This is a genomic window from Microbacterium sp. 22303 (assembly GCF_052045265.1).
Classification (GTDB): domain Bacteria; phylum Actinomycetota; class Actinomycetes; order Actinomycetales; family Microbacteriaceae; genus Microbacterium.
The window spans coordinates 400,254-414,257 of record NZ_JBQEOQ010000004.1 but is presented as its reverse complement, the minus strand read 5'-3'; the positions used below and the strand labels follow the sequence as shown (position 1 = coordinate 414,257).

Genomic DNA, 14,004 nt, shown 5'->3' with positions numbered 1-14,004 from the left:
ATGGCCACTGCCAAGGGCAGGACCAACGGGTTCGCCATCGGAATCACCGCGGCGGTCGTCGCCGTGCTCATCGCACTTGTCGGCGTCGTCGTGTACCTGAACAACAAGGCCACGGACCCGGGTGCCGCGCCGAAGAGCGCGATCGTCAACTCCGACACCGGCGCCGTCACCACCGGCAAGGGCAAGGACAAGGTCGCGCTGTACGTCGACTTCCAGTGCCCCATCTGCAAGCAGTTCGAGACCCAGTACGGGTCGCAGCTGCAGGCGCTCGCGAAGGAGGACAAGATCACGCTCGAGTACCACCCGATCGCGATCCTGGACCGCTTCTCGCAGGGCACCAACTACTCCTCGCGTGCGGCTTCCGCAGCGTACGCCGTCGCGCAGGAGAACCCGGACAAGTTCCTGGACTACCTGAACATCCTGTTCGAGAACCAGCCGACCGAGAACACCCCCGGCCTCACCGATCAGCAGCTGATCGACTACGCGAAGCAGGTCGGCGCCGACAAGGCCGAGGCGGTCATCAAGGCGAACACGTTCTTCAAGTTCCCGACGGCGCAGGCCACCGCGCACAAGATCCAGGGGACGCCGACGATCGAGATCAACGGCGAGCGTCTCGACACGAGCAAGCAGGCCGACGTCGCCAAGCTGCAGAAGATCGTCGACCAGAAGTAACAGCTCCGCATTTTGCGGATCCGCGGATCCGGACTACCATAGATCTTTGGTGCTTTGCGCCTTGGTCCGGCGTGTCCGGATCCGCACAGTTCCACCACCACCCACCCACCGCAGATCGACCGGTCTGCAGAAGCGTCAGCGAGGCTATGGCTAAGAAAGACGGTGTCATCGAGATCGAGGGCGTGATTTCCGAGGCTCTCCCCAACGCGATGTTCCGCGTTGAGCTGAGCAACGGACACAAGGTCCTCGCCACGATCTCCGGCAAGATGCGGCAGAACTACATCCGCATCATCCCCGAGGACCGCGTCGTCGTGGAGCTCTCTCCCTACGACCTCACGCGCGGCCGCATCGTCTACCGCTACCGCTAGACCGGTCGAGAAGTAACACCCCAGGCGCTCGCGCCTGCCCGGTGAAGACAGCGATAAGGAAACAACATGAAGGTCAACCCCAGCGTCAAGCCCATCTGCGACCACTGCAAGGTGATCCGTCGTCACGGCCGCGTCATGGTGATCTGCAAGAGCAACCCGCGCCACAAGCAGCGCCAGGGCTGATCGCCGGGCTCCGTCCCGTCGCTCTCGCAATCCACAACTCAATATCTGAAACAGGCAGGATCAGACGCTTCGACAGGCTCAGCGACCGGGGAACCGGCCGGCGGCCGCGAGAAGCTGACACCTCGGGCGGAGGCCCGGGCACCGATCCTGCTCCACACCTCCACAACACTCCAGGAGTTACCGCATGGCACGTCTTGCCGGCGTCGACATCCCGCGCGACAAGCGCGTGGTGATCGCCCTCACGTACATCTACGGCATCGGCCGTACCCGCTCGGTCGAGATCCTCAAGGCCACCGAGATCGACGAGTCGATCCGCGTCAAGGACCTCTCCGACGACCAGCTCGTCGCCCTCCGCGACCACATCGAAGGCACCTACAAGGTGGAGGGTGACCTCCGCCGTGAGGTCGCCGCCGACATCCGCCGCAAGGTCGAGATCGGCTCCTACGAGGGCATCCGTCACCGTCGCGGCCTGCCGGTCCGCGGTCAGCGCACCAAGACCAACGCGCGTACCCGCAAGGGCCCCAAGCGCACCGTCGCCGGCAAGAAGAAGGCCCGCTAAGCGGCCAGGGAATAGGAGAACACTTTCATGGCTGCACCCAAGGCCGCCGCGCGCAAGCCGCGCCGCAAGGAAAAGAAGAACATCGCGCTGGGCCAGGCCCACATCAAGTCGACGTTCAACAACACCATCGTCTCGATCACCGACCCGTCCGGCGCTGTCATCGCCTGGGCCTCGTCCGGTGGCGTGGGCTTCAAGGGCTCCCGCAAGTCCACCCCGTACGCCGCCGGCATGGCCGCGGAGTCGGCCGCCCGTCAGGCTGCCGAGCACGGTGTGAAGAAGGTCGACGTCCTCGTCAAGGGTCCGGGCTCCGGCCGCGAGACCGCGATCCGCTCGCTGCAGGCCGCAGGCCTCGAGGTGGGTTCGATCCAGGATGTGACGCCTCAGGCGCACAACGGCTGCCGTCCGCCGAAGCGCCGTCGCGTCTGACGCGTTCTGAGGATCCTCGGATCTCGATCCTGTCGAGACCGGGGATCCTCACCCGCGTTTCCTCCACAACTCAAGACCTCACCCACACGTGTCATATAGCGGGCACGTGATCGAAAGGAACACACAGTGCTCATCGCACAGCGTCCCACTCTCACCGAGGAAAAGATCTCCGAGAACCGCAGCCGGTTCGTCATCGAGCCGCTTGAGCCCGGCTTCGGTTACACGATCGGCAACGCGCTGCGTCGCAGCCTGCTCTCCTCGATCCCCGGCGCGGCCGTCACGAGCGTCCGCATCGACGGCGTCCTCCACGAGTTCAGCACCATCCCCGGTGTGAAGGAGGATGTCACCGAGATCATCCTCAACATCAAGCAGCTGGTCGTCTCCTCGGAGCGCGACGAGCCCATCACCGCCTACCTGCGCAAGACGGGCGCCGGCGAGGTCACCGCGGCGGACATCTCCGCCCCGGCCGGTGTCGAGGTGCACAACCCCGAGCTGGTCATCGCGACCCTCAACGAGACCGCCAAGTTCGAGCTCGAGCTCACCATCGAGCGTGGCCGTGGCTACGTCTCCGCAGCTCAGAACCGCAGCGAGTACGCCGAGGCGGGCCAGATCCCGATCGACTCGATCTACTCGCCCGTGCTCAAGGTCAGCTACCGCGTCGACGCCACCCGCGCCGGCGAGCGCACCGACTTCGACAAGCTCGTGCTGGACGTCGAGACCAAGAACTCGATCATCCCGCGCGACTCCGTGGCCTCGGCCGGTCGCACGCTGACCGAGCTGTTCGGCCTCGCCCGCGAGCTGAACGTCGAGGCTGAGGGCATCGAGATCGGCCCCGCGCCGGTCGAGGCCGTGCTCTCGAACGAGCTGTCGATGCCGATCGAGGATCTCGATCTGTCGGTCCGCTCGTACAACTGCCTCAAGCGTGAAGGCATCAACACGGTGTCCGAGCTCGTCGCCCTCTCGGAGACGCAGCTCATGAACATCCGCAATTTCGGACAGAAGTCGGTGGACGAGGTGCGCGACAAGCTCGTCTCGCTCGGCCTGTCGCTGAAGGATTCGGTGCCCGGTTTCGACGGCGCCCACTTCTACGGCGGCTCCGAAGACGAGTCCTTCTGACCTACCCGTTCTGTCATCTGGCAGTGGCCAGCTGACTCGAACCTTTCCGATCCAGGAGTAAGAACAATGCCTAAGCCCACCAAGGGTCCCCGCCTCGGAGGCGGCCCGGCCCACGAGCGTCTGCTGCTCGCGAACCTCGCCGCACAGCTGTTCCTTCACAAGTCGATCAAGACCACCGAGACCAAGGCCAAGCGCCTGCGTCCGCTGGCCGAGCGTCTCGTCACCTTCGCCAAGCGCGGCGACCTGCACGCGCGCCGTCGCGTGCTGACGGTGCTGCGCAGCAACAAGGAGGCGACGCACATCCTGTTCGCCGAGATCGCGCCGCTCGTCGCCGAGCGTGAGGGCGGCTACACCCGCATCACCAAGGTCGGCAACCGCAAGGGTGACAACGCGCCCATGGCCGTCATCGAGCTCGTGCTCGAGCCCGTCACCCCCAAGGTGAAGAAGGCCGCTGCGAAGCCGGCCGCCGCCAAGAAGGCTGCTGAGCCCGTCGCCGAGGCTCCGGCCGAGGTCGTCGAGGCCGAGGTCGAGGAGACCGCTGCTCCGGCTGCGCTCGTCGACGGCGGCTTCGGTGAGGACTCCGCTGCTCCGCTCGAGGACGGCTCCGCCCCCGAAGGCTTCGACATCAAGGGCAACAAGGACTCGATGAAGTTCCACCGCCCCGATGGCCAGTGGTACGACGCCACTGTCGCCGAGGTGTACTTCCGCACGGCGGAGGCCGCTGAGGCCGCCGGTTTCGTGGAGGCCGGCAAGTAAGCCAGCTCGCGTTCTGAAGCCCGTCGCCCCCATGTGGGGCGGCGGGCTTCGTCGTTGTCTGGGGTGGGGCGTGCTGTTCAGCGGTCGCCGTGCTGTTCGGTGGTTGCCCGTGGCGCTCGCTGGTCGCGTATTGCGGTCATGACGAGGGCGAAGCCGCAATCTGCGACCAGTGAAGGTCGAGGGGCGGATCCCCCTCTGCTGCTCGCTGGTCGCGTATTGCGGTCATGGCGAGCGCGAAGCCGCAATCTGCGACCAGGGAGCGGAAGTGGAGCGCGTGTGGGAGGCGTGGGCGGGTGAACTCCCGAGGGGCGGATCCGGATCCGGTCAGGGCGCGGGGCAGATGTTCGCGCCGGCCGATGCGACGAGGGGAGACCCACCGGCGCAGGGTTCGGGCGTGAGCGTGCGGGTGTGCTGCATCGCGGGAGCGTCGAACAGGCCGACGTGCGCTCCGGTCAGCACCACCGACGACACCGGCCAGCCCCAGGGCTTCGCGGCGAGCCATTGCACGTCGTTCTCGCGCACCCATGCGGCGAGGGGGGCGACCGCGGCGCGCTGCTGATCCAGGGTCTGGGTGGTTGGCGGCTGCGCGGTGCGCACCGTGTCGCCGACGACGCCTCCGGTCACCACCACGGCCAGAACCGCCGCCACGGCGACGGCGACGATCCGCGTGAGGGCTGGGGTCACCACGTTCCCGCGCCGCCGCCAGAGCGCCCCTACGGCGCGGACAGCGATCGCGGCGAGGATCGGGGCGAACGCGAACACGCCGACCGCGGGGTGGCGCACCCACAACGGCAGCTGCGCCGCCTGCGACCACCAGCCGACGAAGGCGAGCAGGCCCACGGCCGATCCGAACCCGAGCGCGAGTAACTGCGGATCCCGCTCCCACCAGCTCGGGCGCTGCGGATCCGGCACGGCCGCGGCCGGGGCGGACGAGGCGCGGCCGAGTTCCGAGCCCTTCGACAGGCTCAGGGGCCGGATGTCGACGGCATCGCCCCGGGCGGGCACCGCGGCCCACACCACCGCGACGGTCGCGAGCACCACGGCGACCGCGACGAGCCACCACGGTACGAACCAGGATCCGGCCAGGGTCCCGAGCTTCTGCGGCACCGTGGTCGGCTCGATGTGCTGGCCGCCGCTGAGCAGGAACCCACCCAGCGCGCGCACGTGCCGCACGTAGCCCGTGAAGCCCATCGAGGCGAGCGCGATCAGCTCCATGAGCACCGTCGGCGTGGCCACGAAGACCAGCGGCACCACGCTGCGGCGCAGGGCCGCGACCAGGCGCGGCCAGAACGGCGCGGCGGGCGTGAGCAGGAACAGCGCCACGGCGAATGCGGGCAGCGCGAGCAGTGCGATGAGCTTCGCCTGCACGGCGAGCCCCAGTAGCAGCCCCGCGAGCCACGCGCGGCGCGGCAGCACGATCAGCGCCCACACGATGAGCGCGGCCGCGGCGATCTCGCCGAGCAGGTCCGCCGGGCCCTGGATCGGGGAGACGCTGTCGGCCGTGTTGAACGCGAGCGGCAGCGCCACGGCGATCAGCGCGCCGAAGCGGCCGGCGATGCATCGTCCGAGCACTCCGAGCCCGGCGAGCAGGAGCATCCAGTACGCGAGCGGCACGAGTCGCGCGCCGATCACCGGATCCACGCCGAACGCGAGCACTCCGGCGACCGGCAGCAGCACGACCGGACCGGTGGAGATCCGCGGATCGAACGGCGTCAGGGTCGAGCCCGACAGTGTGCCGTCGCTGGTGTAGCCGAGGCCGGCCAGCAGGTTCCGCGGCACGGTGAGGTTGAAGGCCTCGTCCTCCCAGAATCGCAGCGCTGTCAGGCTGTGCCACATCACGATCGCGTTCGCGACGAGGAGCAGCCCGAGCAGGATCCAGAATGCGATTCCGGAGAGGCGACGAGTCATGCGGATCCGGATCCCTCGTCGGCACCAGCCTCGTCGGGAGCTGCGGATCCCTCGTCGGACGCGGCGGTGCGAGGGGCACGCGGCGCCGGGAGCCCCTCGAGCTCGAGCGCCCGCAGCGGGGCGCCGGGGCGCAGTGACCACATCCACGCCTCGCGCAGGGCGCTGAGCGCGAAGAGCACGAGCTTCTTGGGCGGCAGCGACGGGCGTGCGACCTTGCCCCACATCGTGCCGGTGCTGGAGCTGCCACGGCGCGGGATGCTGCGCACGCGCAGGTAGCGCACCGCGAATCCGGCGCGCACCTCGCCGAGGGAGAAGTGCACGTGCGGCACGAGGGCGTCGGAGGGTACGGCGTTCACGAGGATCTGCAGCGCCTCGGGGCGGTACACGCGCAGGGGGGTGTTCACGTCGGGCACGCCGCGTCCGACGATCGCGCCGGTGAGCAGCCGCACACCGGCGGTGAGCAGGCGGCGGTACCAGGCGTCGGTGCGGGAGTGGCGCACGCCGTGCACGACATCTGCGCCGGTGCTGCTCAGCGCGCGCACGGCGGAGGCGATCTCGGATCCGAGGAACTGCCCGTCGCCGTCGACGTGCACGAGCGCGTCGGGGGACAGCGCGAGGCCGGCGCGGTACGCGGCGAGGGCGGTGGGGCCGTGGCCGCGGTTGGCCGGCTGGGTCTGCACGTCGACGTCGGGGAGGCCGGCGAGGGCGGTGGCGGTGCCGTCGGTGGAGCGGTCGTCGGCGACGACGAAGCTCACGCGCTCGGCGAGCGGGGCGACGGCGGTGCGGATCTCGTCGATGAAGCCGCCGATGCCCTCGGCCTCGTTGTAGGCCGGCATCACGACGGCCAGGTGGGCGTACTGCACTCGAACCTCGAGCCTTCTCCTGGAGGGCCCGTGGTGGGCCGGGGCGGGACCCGTCGGCGCCACGGCAGCACCGGCGGAGTCTTCGCGAGGGAGGAGCGGGGATCCGCCCCGTTGATGCCAGGCGTCCTGGGCCGCACCGTCCCCCGGGTATTCTAGTAGGGCTATGGATCGCCGCTCCCGGTTGCGCCGTCTGGCGGGAGTCGGCACCCGCTTCCTGATCGTCGGCGGCATCAGCACGCTCATCGAGGTCGGAGCATTCAACCTCTTCGTCTTCGTCTTCGGGTGGGACCTCGTCGTCGGCAAGATCGCCGCGAGCCTGGTCGCGCTGATCAACGCGTACATCGGCAATCGCGAGTGGGCGTTCCGCGGACGCGACCGGCGCGGACGCGTCGCCGAGATCGTGCTCTTCCTCGCAGTCAACCTTGTCTGCACCCTGCTCGGCGCGGGCATCGTGTGGCTCGGCGCCGAGGTGGTGCAGGGCGCCACCGGCCACGCTCCGAGCCTTCCGATCGTGAACCTGATCAACCTCGGCAGCATCGCCGTGATCGTGCTGGTGCGCTTCGTGCTGTACCACTACATCGTGTTCCGGCACACGCCCAAGGACGCGACGGCCGAGACTGCGGGATCCGATGACCGTTCCGGGGCTGTCTCGGGCGACTGAGCAGGCCGGCGTTCGCTGGTCGCAGATTGCCGTCAAGCGGCGCTGAAGACCGCAATTCGCGACCAGTCAGCGAGGGGGATCCGGTTCCGTCGTCGTAGGGGCGCGGATCCGAGGCTCAGGCCCGGGCGCGGAGGTCCTTGCGCAGGATCTTGCCTGATGCGGACTTCGGGATCGCGTCGATGAACTCCACCATGCGCACCTTCTCGTGCGGGGCGACGTGCGCGGCGACGTGCGCCTTCACGCCTTCCTCATCGAGCTCCGCGCCCGGCTGCAGCACCACGAAGGCCTTCGGCACCTCCTGACCGTCCTCGTCCGCGACGCCGATCACGGCGGCGTCGGCGATCGCGGGGTGCTCGAGCAGCACGGCCTCCAGCACGGCGGGCGCGACCTGGTAGCCCTTGTACTTGATGAGCTCCTTCAGGCGGTCCACGATCCGGAACACCCCGCCGGCGGTCACGGTGGCGACGTCGCCGGTGTGCAGCCAGCCGTCCGCGTCCAGCATGTCGGCGGTGGCGTCGGGGCGGTTGAGGTAGCCCTTCATGACCTGCGGTCCGCGGATGAGCAGCTCACCGGGCTCGCTCGCACCCTCGGCCGGCACGACCACGTCGGATCCGTCCTCGCCGAGCAGGCGCGCCTCGGTGTTCGGGATCAGCAGCCCGACCGAGGAGAGGTCGATGTCGTCGCGCTCCACCGGGATCGTGTGCGTGACCGGGCTGGTCTCGGTCATGCCGTAGCCCTGCCGCACGGTGCAGTCCAGCCGCTCGGCGACCGCGTGCGCGAGAGCGCCGTCCAGCGGGGCGGCGCCCGAGAACACGACCTTGACCGCGCTCATGTCGTACTGCGCGACGAGCGGGTGCTTGGCGAGCGCCACGGCGATCGGTGGCGCGATGAACAGCCAGCTCGTGCGCTGCTCCGCGATGATGCGCAGGAATTCGACGAGGTCGAACTTCGGCATCGTGACGAGCGTGGCGCGCAGCCGCACGGCGAGGTTGAGCAGCACGGTCATGCCGTAGATGTGGAAGAAGGGCAGCACGGCGAGGATCCGGTCCTCGTCGTTCAGCTCGATCGAGACCGTGCTCTGCGCGACGTTGGCGACGAGGTTGCGGTGCGTGAGCATCACACCCTTGGGGCGCCCGGTGGTTCCCGAGGAGTACGGCAGCACGGCGACGTGCGTGGCCGGGTCGAACGTGATCGCCGGGGCGTGGTGGCCCTCGGAGAGCAGGTCGCGCAGCGAGGGGTGCCCCTCGGCGCCGTCGAGGACGATGAGCTGGTCGGCGGGCAGACCGAGCTGCGCGGCGGCGGCCTCGGCCTGCGGCAGCAGCGGGCTGACCGTGATCAGCCAGAACGCGGACGCGTCGCGCAGCTGGTTCGCGATCTCGTCGGCCGTGTAGAGCGCGTTGATCGTGGTGGCCGTCGCGCCGGAACGAAGGATGCCGTGGAACACGGTCGCGAACGCCGGCACATTCGGGCAGAGCAGGCCCACCGCGTCGCCCACGCCGATGCCGCGTGCGGCGAGGGCTCCGGCGAAGAGGTCGATCTGCCCGATGAGCTGGCGGTAGGTGGTCTCCGCTCCGGACATGCCGTCGACCAGCGCGACACGGTCGAGGTCGTGCTCGGAGATGTCGCCGAAGAGATACTCGTGGATCGGGACCGCGGGGATCTCGACGTCGGGGAGGATGCTGCTGACCATGGGATCTCCTTCGATCTCGGTCGCGTGCGGTCGGGCACCGCCGTCGCTTGCGATTCAGTGTCGCACAATATGGGACTGAGTGTCAGGGTCCTTTTGGGGTGACGATGAAGCCGGACGGATCCGTCCTGTCCGCTCCCATGGGGGCGATCCTGCGCGCCCGCCTCTGCGGTTCACTGGTCGCGAAGTGCGGTCAAGCGGGCGTGACAACGACACTATGCGACCAGTGAGCAGAACGGCACTGGGTACCCTTGATCCGTGCGCATCCGTCTCGACATCGCCTATGACGGCACCCACTTCCGGGGCTGGGCGAAGCAGCCGGGTCTGCGGACCGTGCAGGGCACGATCGAGGACGCGCTCGCCCGCATCGTCGGGCCCGCGGCGGCCATCGAGCGCGGGAACGGATCCGACTCCGCGACCAGCGCCGGATCGGCGACGCCGGGGGAGAAGACGGGCCTCGGCCCGCGGCTCGTCGTCGCCGGACGCACCGACGCCGGCGTGCACGCCACGGGGCAGGTCGCGCATGTCGACCTCGACGAGCAGCAGTGGGCCCGCGTGGCCACGCGCAACGGGCGGGGAGCGTCGGATCCGGCCGGGTCGCTGGCGGCGCGGATCCGCGGGGTGCTCGGGCACTACCCCGACGTCACGGTGTCGCGCACCGCGCTTGCGCCGGAGGGCTTCGACGCGCGCTTCTCGGCGGTGTGGCGCCGCTACCGCTATCGCCTCGCCGACGCCCGGGCCGGCTACGACCCGCTGTTGCGCCACGACACCACGACGATCAAGGCCACCCTGGACGAGGGCGCCATGGACGCCGCCGCACAGACCCTGATCGGCCTGCACGACTTCGCCGCGTACTGCAAGCCGCGCGACGAGGGCACCACGATCCGCACGCTGCTGGACTACCGCTGGACGCGCGATGCGACCGGCGTGCTCGTGGCCGAGGTGAAGGCCGACGCCTTCTGCCACAGCATGGTGCGCGCGCTGGTCGGAGCGTGCGCGGCCGTGGGGGAGGGGCGCCTCGAGGTCGCCGACCTCGCTCGGCTGCGCGACGAACTCACCCGCACCAGCGCGTTCAAGGTGCTCGCCGCGCGCGGCCTCACGCTGACCGAGGTCGGGTACCCCGCCGACGAACTGCTCGCCGCCCGTGCCGAGCAGACCCGCAACCGCCGCGACCAGGACGACTGAACCGGATCCGGATCCGTAACACCCCGTGAATACTGCGCGCCCGCCCAGGGAGTCGGGAGTCCGCGCGGGTAGCGTGGAGGCGTGCGGATCATCTCCTACAACCTGCGCAAGCATCGCGCGGCGCATGAGCTCGACGACCTCGTCGACGCCCATGACCCCGACGTGCTGTGCCTGCAGGAGGGCGACACTGCGTCGCTGCCGGAGCGGGCGGGGGGCCTGGTGCTCGCGCACACCACCCAGCGCAACCGGCTGGGGCTTGCGATCTACTACCGCTCCAGCGCGTTCCGTCTCGTCGACATGGCGGCGGTCTCCGTGAAGAAGTCGCTGCACGATCACGTGCTTCGCCCCGCGCACGAGCGGCTGCTGGGCGTGCGGCTGCGTGACATCGACGCCGGCCGGGACTTCCTGGTCGCATCGCTGCATGCCGCCCCGCTCACCGCGCGCAACGCGCTGCGACGGGACCAGATCCGCGCCGCGCTGTCGGAGCTCTCCGAACTCGGCTGGGGCCTGCCGCAGCTCATCGTCGGCGACTTCAACTACCCCGTGTTCAAGGAGCGGCTCAGCGAGCACATGCGCGACGTCGGGTACGAGCTGGTCATGAGCGACCAGCACACGTACACGCGCTACCGGGTGTTCCGCGGGTTCTACGACTTCGCCGCGGCGTCGGGGTTCGTCGTGGAGTCGGTGCGCACTCTGCCGCAGGGGGAGTCGGACCACCTGCCGATCCTGGTGACGGCGACCCCGAAGTAGGGGCCTCGCCGGGCGCGCGGGCCCGTTCAGTGGTCGCGTATTGCGGCATTGACGCGATCTAAACCGCAATCTGCGACCAGTGAACGCAAGGTGAGGGGATCCACGGGCGGCTGGGCCAGACCCAACCGTTCACCGGCTCGTCGCCGACGCGTCGTCCGGATGCAGGGTGCCGGAGAGGCGGATCCGGTGATGTGGCCTCATGCGGATGTCTGTGATCGGCTGCGGGTATCTCGGCGCCGTGCACGCGGCGGCCATGGCGTCGATCGGCCATGAGGTGATCGGCATCGACACGGATCCGACCAAGATCGCCGCGCTCGCCGCAGGACGCGCCCCCTTCTTCGAACCGGGGCTGGACGAGCTGCTGGCGAGCAGCGTGGCGAGCGGGCGCCTGACGTTCTCGGCGGATATCGCTGATGCCGGTGGCGCGCAGGTGCACTTCCTCGCCGTGGGTACCCCGCAGCAGCCGGACTCCTCCGCCGCCGACCTGCGCTTCGTGCACGCGGCGCTCGATGCGCTGCTTCCGCACCTCCAGCCCGGAGACGTGGTGGCGGGCAAGTCCACGGTGCCCGTCGGCACCGCCGCGGTGGTCGCCGGGCGCGTGGCCGAGACCGGCGCGACCCTGGTCTGGAACCCGGAGTTCCTGCGCGAGGGCTGGGCGGTGCATGACACGCTGCGCCCGGACCGGCTCGTGGTCGGCGCCGCGGCGGACGCCGACGGGGCGCGCGCCACCGACATGCTCCGCGAGGCATATGCGGATGCGATCGCGAGTGGCAGCCCGTTCCTGGCCACCGACCTGGCCACCGCCGAGCTCGTGAAGGGCGCGGCCAACGCCTTCCTCGCCACAAAGATCTCGTTCATCAACGCGATGGCGGAGATCGCCGAGGCGTCCGGCGCCGACGTCACGCTGCTCGCCGACGCAATCGGCCATGATGAGCGGATCGGCCGGCGCTTCCTCGGCGCGGGGATCGGATTCGGCGGCGGCTGCCTGCCGAAGGACATCCGGGCGTTCGCGGCGCGCGCGGAGGAACTGGGACGCGGGGCGTCGGTGGGGTTCCTCCGCGAGGTCGACGCCATCAACCTGCGTCGCCGAGAGCACGCCGTGCGCCTCGTGGTCGACGCGTTAGGCGGCAGCGTGGTGGGGCGGCGCATCACGATGCTGGGCGCCGCGTTCAAACCGCACAGCGACGACGTGCGCGACTCGCCTGCGCTCGACGTCGCCATGCGGTTGCGCGGGCTGGGGGCGAAGGTGACGGTGACGGATCCGGAGGCGATCCCGAACGCGAAGCGCCTGCATCCGCAGCTGAAGTACAAGCGCGACCGCGACGAGGCGATCCGCAAGGCGGAGGCTCTCGTGCTCGTCACGGAGTGGGACCTGTACCGCCGCGAGCTGACCCCCGCGCACGCCGCGTCGCTGACCCCGGGACGCATCGTCGTCGACGGACGGAACTGCCTGGATCCGGCCGCGTGGCGCGCCGAGGGGTGGACGTACCTGGGCATGGGTCGCCCGTAGCCCGCGCGCAATGAAGATGGCAGGGCCGCCGGATCCGCCGCACCTGTCGCACGCGCCGCAACCGCGGCCTCGTGAGGCCAGTACCGCTTTGTCGATAGAGTCGAGTACCGCGTCGACGTGGGAAAGGCGGGGACAGATGCCCGACGATGACCTGCCCCCGAACGGGGCCGGCACCGCAGGAGCTGCGAACGGCGAACGCTCGCAGCCCGGTGACGGGGGTGCCTTCGATCTCTCGGCGCTCTTCTCGCATGAGCACGACGACGAGCGGTCGGCCGGCGAAGGCCATCACGACGACGTGGGGAACCTGTTCGCGGATCCGACGCCGTCGCAGTCGCGTCCGGCAGCTCCGCGGGATACGGTCGATGATCTGCACCTGACGCCCGCGACCGCCCTCATCGACACGGCTGAGGGCCACCTCTTCGACGATGCCGAGATCGACGCGCATCCCTACACGCATGCGTTCCCCGCGCCCCTGCCCGCGCGCCCCGAGCCGCAGCACGCCCAGACCTACGGGTTCGCCCGTCCGCAGGCGATCGCGATGGCGGTGGGACTCGTGATCACGGCCGCCGGCGCTGGCTGGGCCCTCGCGACTCCGGCCGCGTCCTCGCCCGTGACCGTGCAGGCGTCTCCGAGCGCGACGGTCGACCCCGAGCGCGTGGCGAAGGTCAACGACTCGGTCGACGCGCTAGGGGCAGCCGTGGCGGCCGCGCAGGCCCGCGCCGATTCCTTCACGGCGCCGCTGGCGGCGATGGCCGGATCCAGCGACGAGTCCGCACGGCTCGCCGCCGAAGCCGCACGTCAGGCCTATGTCGCCGCGATCGCCGCGGTGAAGGCGCCGAAGCCGGCTGGCAAGAGCGCGACCAACACGTCGCTGGACCAGCTCGAGCGCGACGTCGCGGCAGCGAACGCGTCCCTCACCGCCGCGAATGCAGGGTTCCGCGGAGCGATCACCACGTTCCGCCAGTCGATCCCGGTGTTCGCCGCGACGGCCGTGGCCGATAACCCCGACGCCGCGGAGCCATTCCGCATCGCGGTGACCGAGACGGCGGCAGCCGCGGCGGCTTCGGATCCGTTCGGCCCGACGCCGTTCGCCGCCATGGAGGCCTGGCGCAACGCGCTCGCCGCCCTCATCGCCGACCAGGCGCGCGCCGTCGCGGAGGCGGAGTCGAATGGATCCGGCGGATCCGGCGGAACCGGAGGTACGAGCACGGACAGCGGGATCACGACGGAGCCGACCACGCCGCCGACGGAGCCGTCCTCGCCGCCGCCGACCACCGATCCTCAGCCCACCGGTCCGCCGATCATCCTGCCGACGCCGTGAGCCTCAGCCGCTCGGCGCGCTGAGGGACGGGTCGCGAGG

Annotated in this window: 15 protein-coding genes; 12 read left to right on the top strand and 3 right to left on the bottom strand. The window is 69.9% G+C overall.

The features are described from left to right. The 7 genes from ACTJI8_RS13920 (at position 1) to rplQ (ending at position 4,080) form a co-directional block, all read left to right on the top strand. Positions 1-672 carry a DsbA family protein gene (locus tag ACTJI8_RS13920; RefSeq protein ID WP_440734022.1) on the top strand — a complete coding sequence of 224 codons (672 nt, stop codon included), beginning with the start codon at positions 1-3 and terminating at the stop codon, positions 670-672. Between the two features lie 146 nt (positions 673-818). Continuing rightward, complete coding sequence (gene infA, locus ACTJI8_RS13915) at positions 819-1,040, top strand: translation initiation factor IF-1 (RefSeq protein ID WP_017201569.1); 222 nt, start codon at positions 819-821, stop codon at positions 1,038-1,040. Between the two features lie 66 nt (positions 1,041-1,106). Then, positions 1,107-1,223, top strand: a complete 117-nt coding sequence (rpmJ, locus tag ACTJI8_RS13910) for a 50S ribosomal protein L36 (RefSeq protein ID WP_005050492.1) — start codon at positions 1,107-1,109, stop codon at positions 1,221-1,223. 184 nt (positions 1,224-1,407) lie between these two features. Next, entirely contained in the window at positions 1,408-1,782 is a 375-nt protein-coding gene (gene rpsM, locus ACTJI8_RS13905; protein ID WP_440734021.1) for a 30S ribosomal protein S13, read from the top strand. Positions 1,783-1,809: 27 nt separating this feature from the next. Then, complete coding sequence (gene rpsK, locus ACTJI8_RS13900) at positions 1,810-2,208, top strand: 30S ribosomal protein S11 (protein ID WP_017829189.1); 399 nt, start codon at positions 1,810-1,812, stop codon at positions 2,206-2,208. Positions 2,209-2,334: 126 nt separating this feature from the next. Then, positions 2,335-3,324 carry a DNA-directed RNA polymerase subunit alpha gene (locus ACTJI8_RS13895; RefSeq protein ID WP_233312352.1) on the top strand — a complete coding sequence of 330 codons (990 nt, stop codon included), beginning with the start codon at positions 2,335-2,337 and terminating at the stop codon, positions 3,322-3,324. Positions 3,325-3,390: 66 nt separating this feature from the next. Continuing rightward, positions 3,391-4,080, top strand: a complete 690-nt coding sequence (rplQ, locus tag ACTJI8_RS13890; RefSeq protein ID WP_440734020.1) for a 50S ribosomal protein L17, sunset domain variant — start codon at positions 3,391-3,393, stop codon at positions 4,078-4,080. 324 nt (positions 4,081-4,404) lie between these two features. Here the strand turns inward: rplQ and ACTJI8_RS13885 are convergent, their stop codons facing one another. After that, on the bottom strand, positions 4,405-5,988 hold the full coding sequence (locus ACTJI8_RS13885; RefSeq protein WP_440734019.1) for a hypothetical protein: 1,584 nt from the start codon (positions 5,986-5,988) through the stop codon (positions 4,405-4,407). After that, positions 5,985-6,851, bottom strand: a complete 867-nt coding sequence (locus ACTJI8_RS13880) for a glycosyltransferase family 2 protein (protein WP_440734018.1) — start codon at positions 6,849-6,851, stop codon at positions 5,985-5,987. The genes ACTJI8_RS13885 and ACTJI8_RS13880 overlap by 4 nt, the downstream gene beginning before the upstream one ends. A gap of 163 nt (positions 6,852-7,014) precedes the next feature. Here ACTJI8_RS13880 and ACTJI8_RS13875 point away from each other — a divergent pair, with 163 nt between their 5' ends. Then, positions 7,015-7,512 carry a GtrA family protein gene (locus tag ACTJI8_RS13875; RefSeq protein WP_440734017.1) on the top strand — a complete coding sequence of 166 codons (498 nt, stop codon included), beginning with the start codon at positions 7,015-7,017 and terminating at the stop codon, positions 7,510-7,512. 115 nt (positions 7,513-7,627) lie between these two features. Here ACTJI8_RS13875 and ACTJI8_RS13870 read toward each other — a convergent pair whose 3' ends face one another. Continuing rightward, positions 7,628-9,202 (bottom strand): AMP-binding protein, encoded by a 1,575-nt coding sequence (locus ACTJI8_RS13870; RefSeq protein ID WP_440734016.1) that lies wholly within the window; start codon positions 9,200-9,202, stop codon positions 7,628-7,630. A gap of 255 nt (positions 9,203-9,457) precedes the next feature. On the opposite strand from ACTJI8_RS13870, the gene truA reads away from it, so the two are divergent. The 4 genes from truA (at position 9,458) to ACTJI8_RS13850 (ending at position 13,965) form a co-directional block, all read left to right on the top strand. Beyond that, positions 9,458-10,384, top strand: coding sequence for a tRNA pseudouridine(38-40) synthase TruA (gene truA, locus ACTJI8_RS13865; RefSeq protein WP_440734015.1), 927 nt, complete (start codon positions 9,458-9,460; stop codon positions 10,382-10,384). 81 nt (positions 10,385-10,465) lie between these two features. Next, positions 10,466-11,134 carry an endonuclease/exonuclease/phosphatase family protein gene (locus ACTJI8_RS13860; RefSeq protein WP_233312345.1) on the top strand — a complete coding sequence of 223 codons (669 nt, stop codon included), beginning with the start codon at positions 10,466-10,468 and terminating at the stop codon, positions 11,132-11,134. Between the two features lie 199 nt (positions 11,135-11,333). Next, the gene (locus tag ACTJI8_RS13855; protein WP_440734014.1) at positions 11,334-12,644 is read left to right on the top strand and encodes a UDP-glucose dehydrogenase family protein; all 1,311 of its coding nucleotides are present in this window, start codon (positions 11,334-11,336) and stop codon (positions 12,642-12,644) included. A gap of 136 nt (positions 12,645-12,780) precedes the next feature. Next, complete coding sequence (locus ACTJI8_RS13850; protein ID WP_440734013.1) at positions 12,781-13,965, top strand: hypothetical protein; 1,185 nt, start codon at positions 12,781-12,783, stop codon at positions 13,963-13,965. Positions 13,966-14,004 lie beyond the last annotated feature (39 nt).

Excerpts from the sequence above, each read along its gene's own strand:
- ACTJI8_RS13855 (WP_440734014.1), top strand. The coding sequence starts at position 11,334 with ATGCGGATGTCTGTGATCGGCTGCGGGTATCTCGGCGCCGTGCACGCG.
- ACTJI8_RS13870 (WP_440734016.1), bottom strand. The coding sequence starts at position 9,202 with ATGGTCAGCAGCATCCTCCCCGACGTCGAGATCCCCGCGGTCCCGATC.
- rplQ (WP_440734020.1), top strand. The coding sequence starts at position 3,391 with ATGCCTAAGCCCACCAAGGGTCCCCGCCTCGGAGGCGGCCCGGCCCAC.
- ACTJI8_RS13850 (WP_440734013.1), top strand. The coding sequence starts at position 12,781 with ATGCCCGACGATGACCTGCCCCCGAACGGGGCCGGCACCGCAGGAGCT.
- ACTJI8_RS13920 (WP_440734022.1), top strand. The coding sequence starts at position 1 with ATGGCCACTGCCAAGGGCAGGACCAACGGGTTCGCCATCGGAATCACC.
- infA (WP_017201569.1), top strand. The coding sequence starts at position 819 with ATGGCTAAGAAAGACGGTGTCATCGAGATCGAGGGCGTGATTTCCGAG.
- ACTJI8_RS13875 (WP_440734017.1), top strand. The coding sequence starts at position 7,015 with ATGGATCGCCGCTCCCGGTTGCGCCGTCTGGCGGGAGTCGGCACCCGC.
- rpmJ (WP_005050492.1), top strand. The coding sequence starts at position 1,107 with ATGAAGGTCAACCCCAGCGTCAAGCCCATCTGCGACCACTGCAAGGTG.
- rpsK (WP_017829189.1), top strand. The coding sequence starts at position 1,810 with ATGGCTGCACCCAAGGCCGCCGCGCGCAAGCCGCGCCGCAAGGAAAAG.
- rpsM (WP_440734021.1), top strand. The coding sequence starts at position 1,408 with ATGGCACGTCTTGCCGGCGTCGACATCCCGCGCGACAAGCGCGTGGTG.
- ACTJI8_RS13885 (WP_440734019.1), bottom strand. The coding sequence starts at position 5,988 with ATGACTCGTCGCCTCTCCGGAATCGCATTCTGGATCCTGCTCGGGCTG.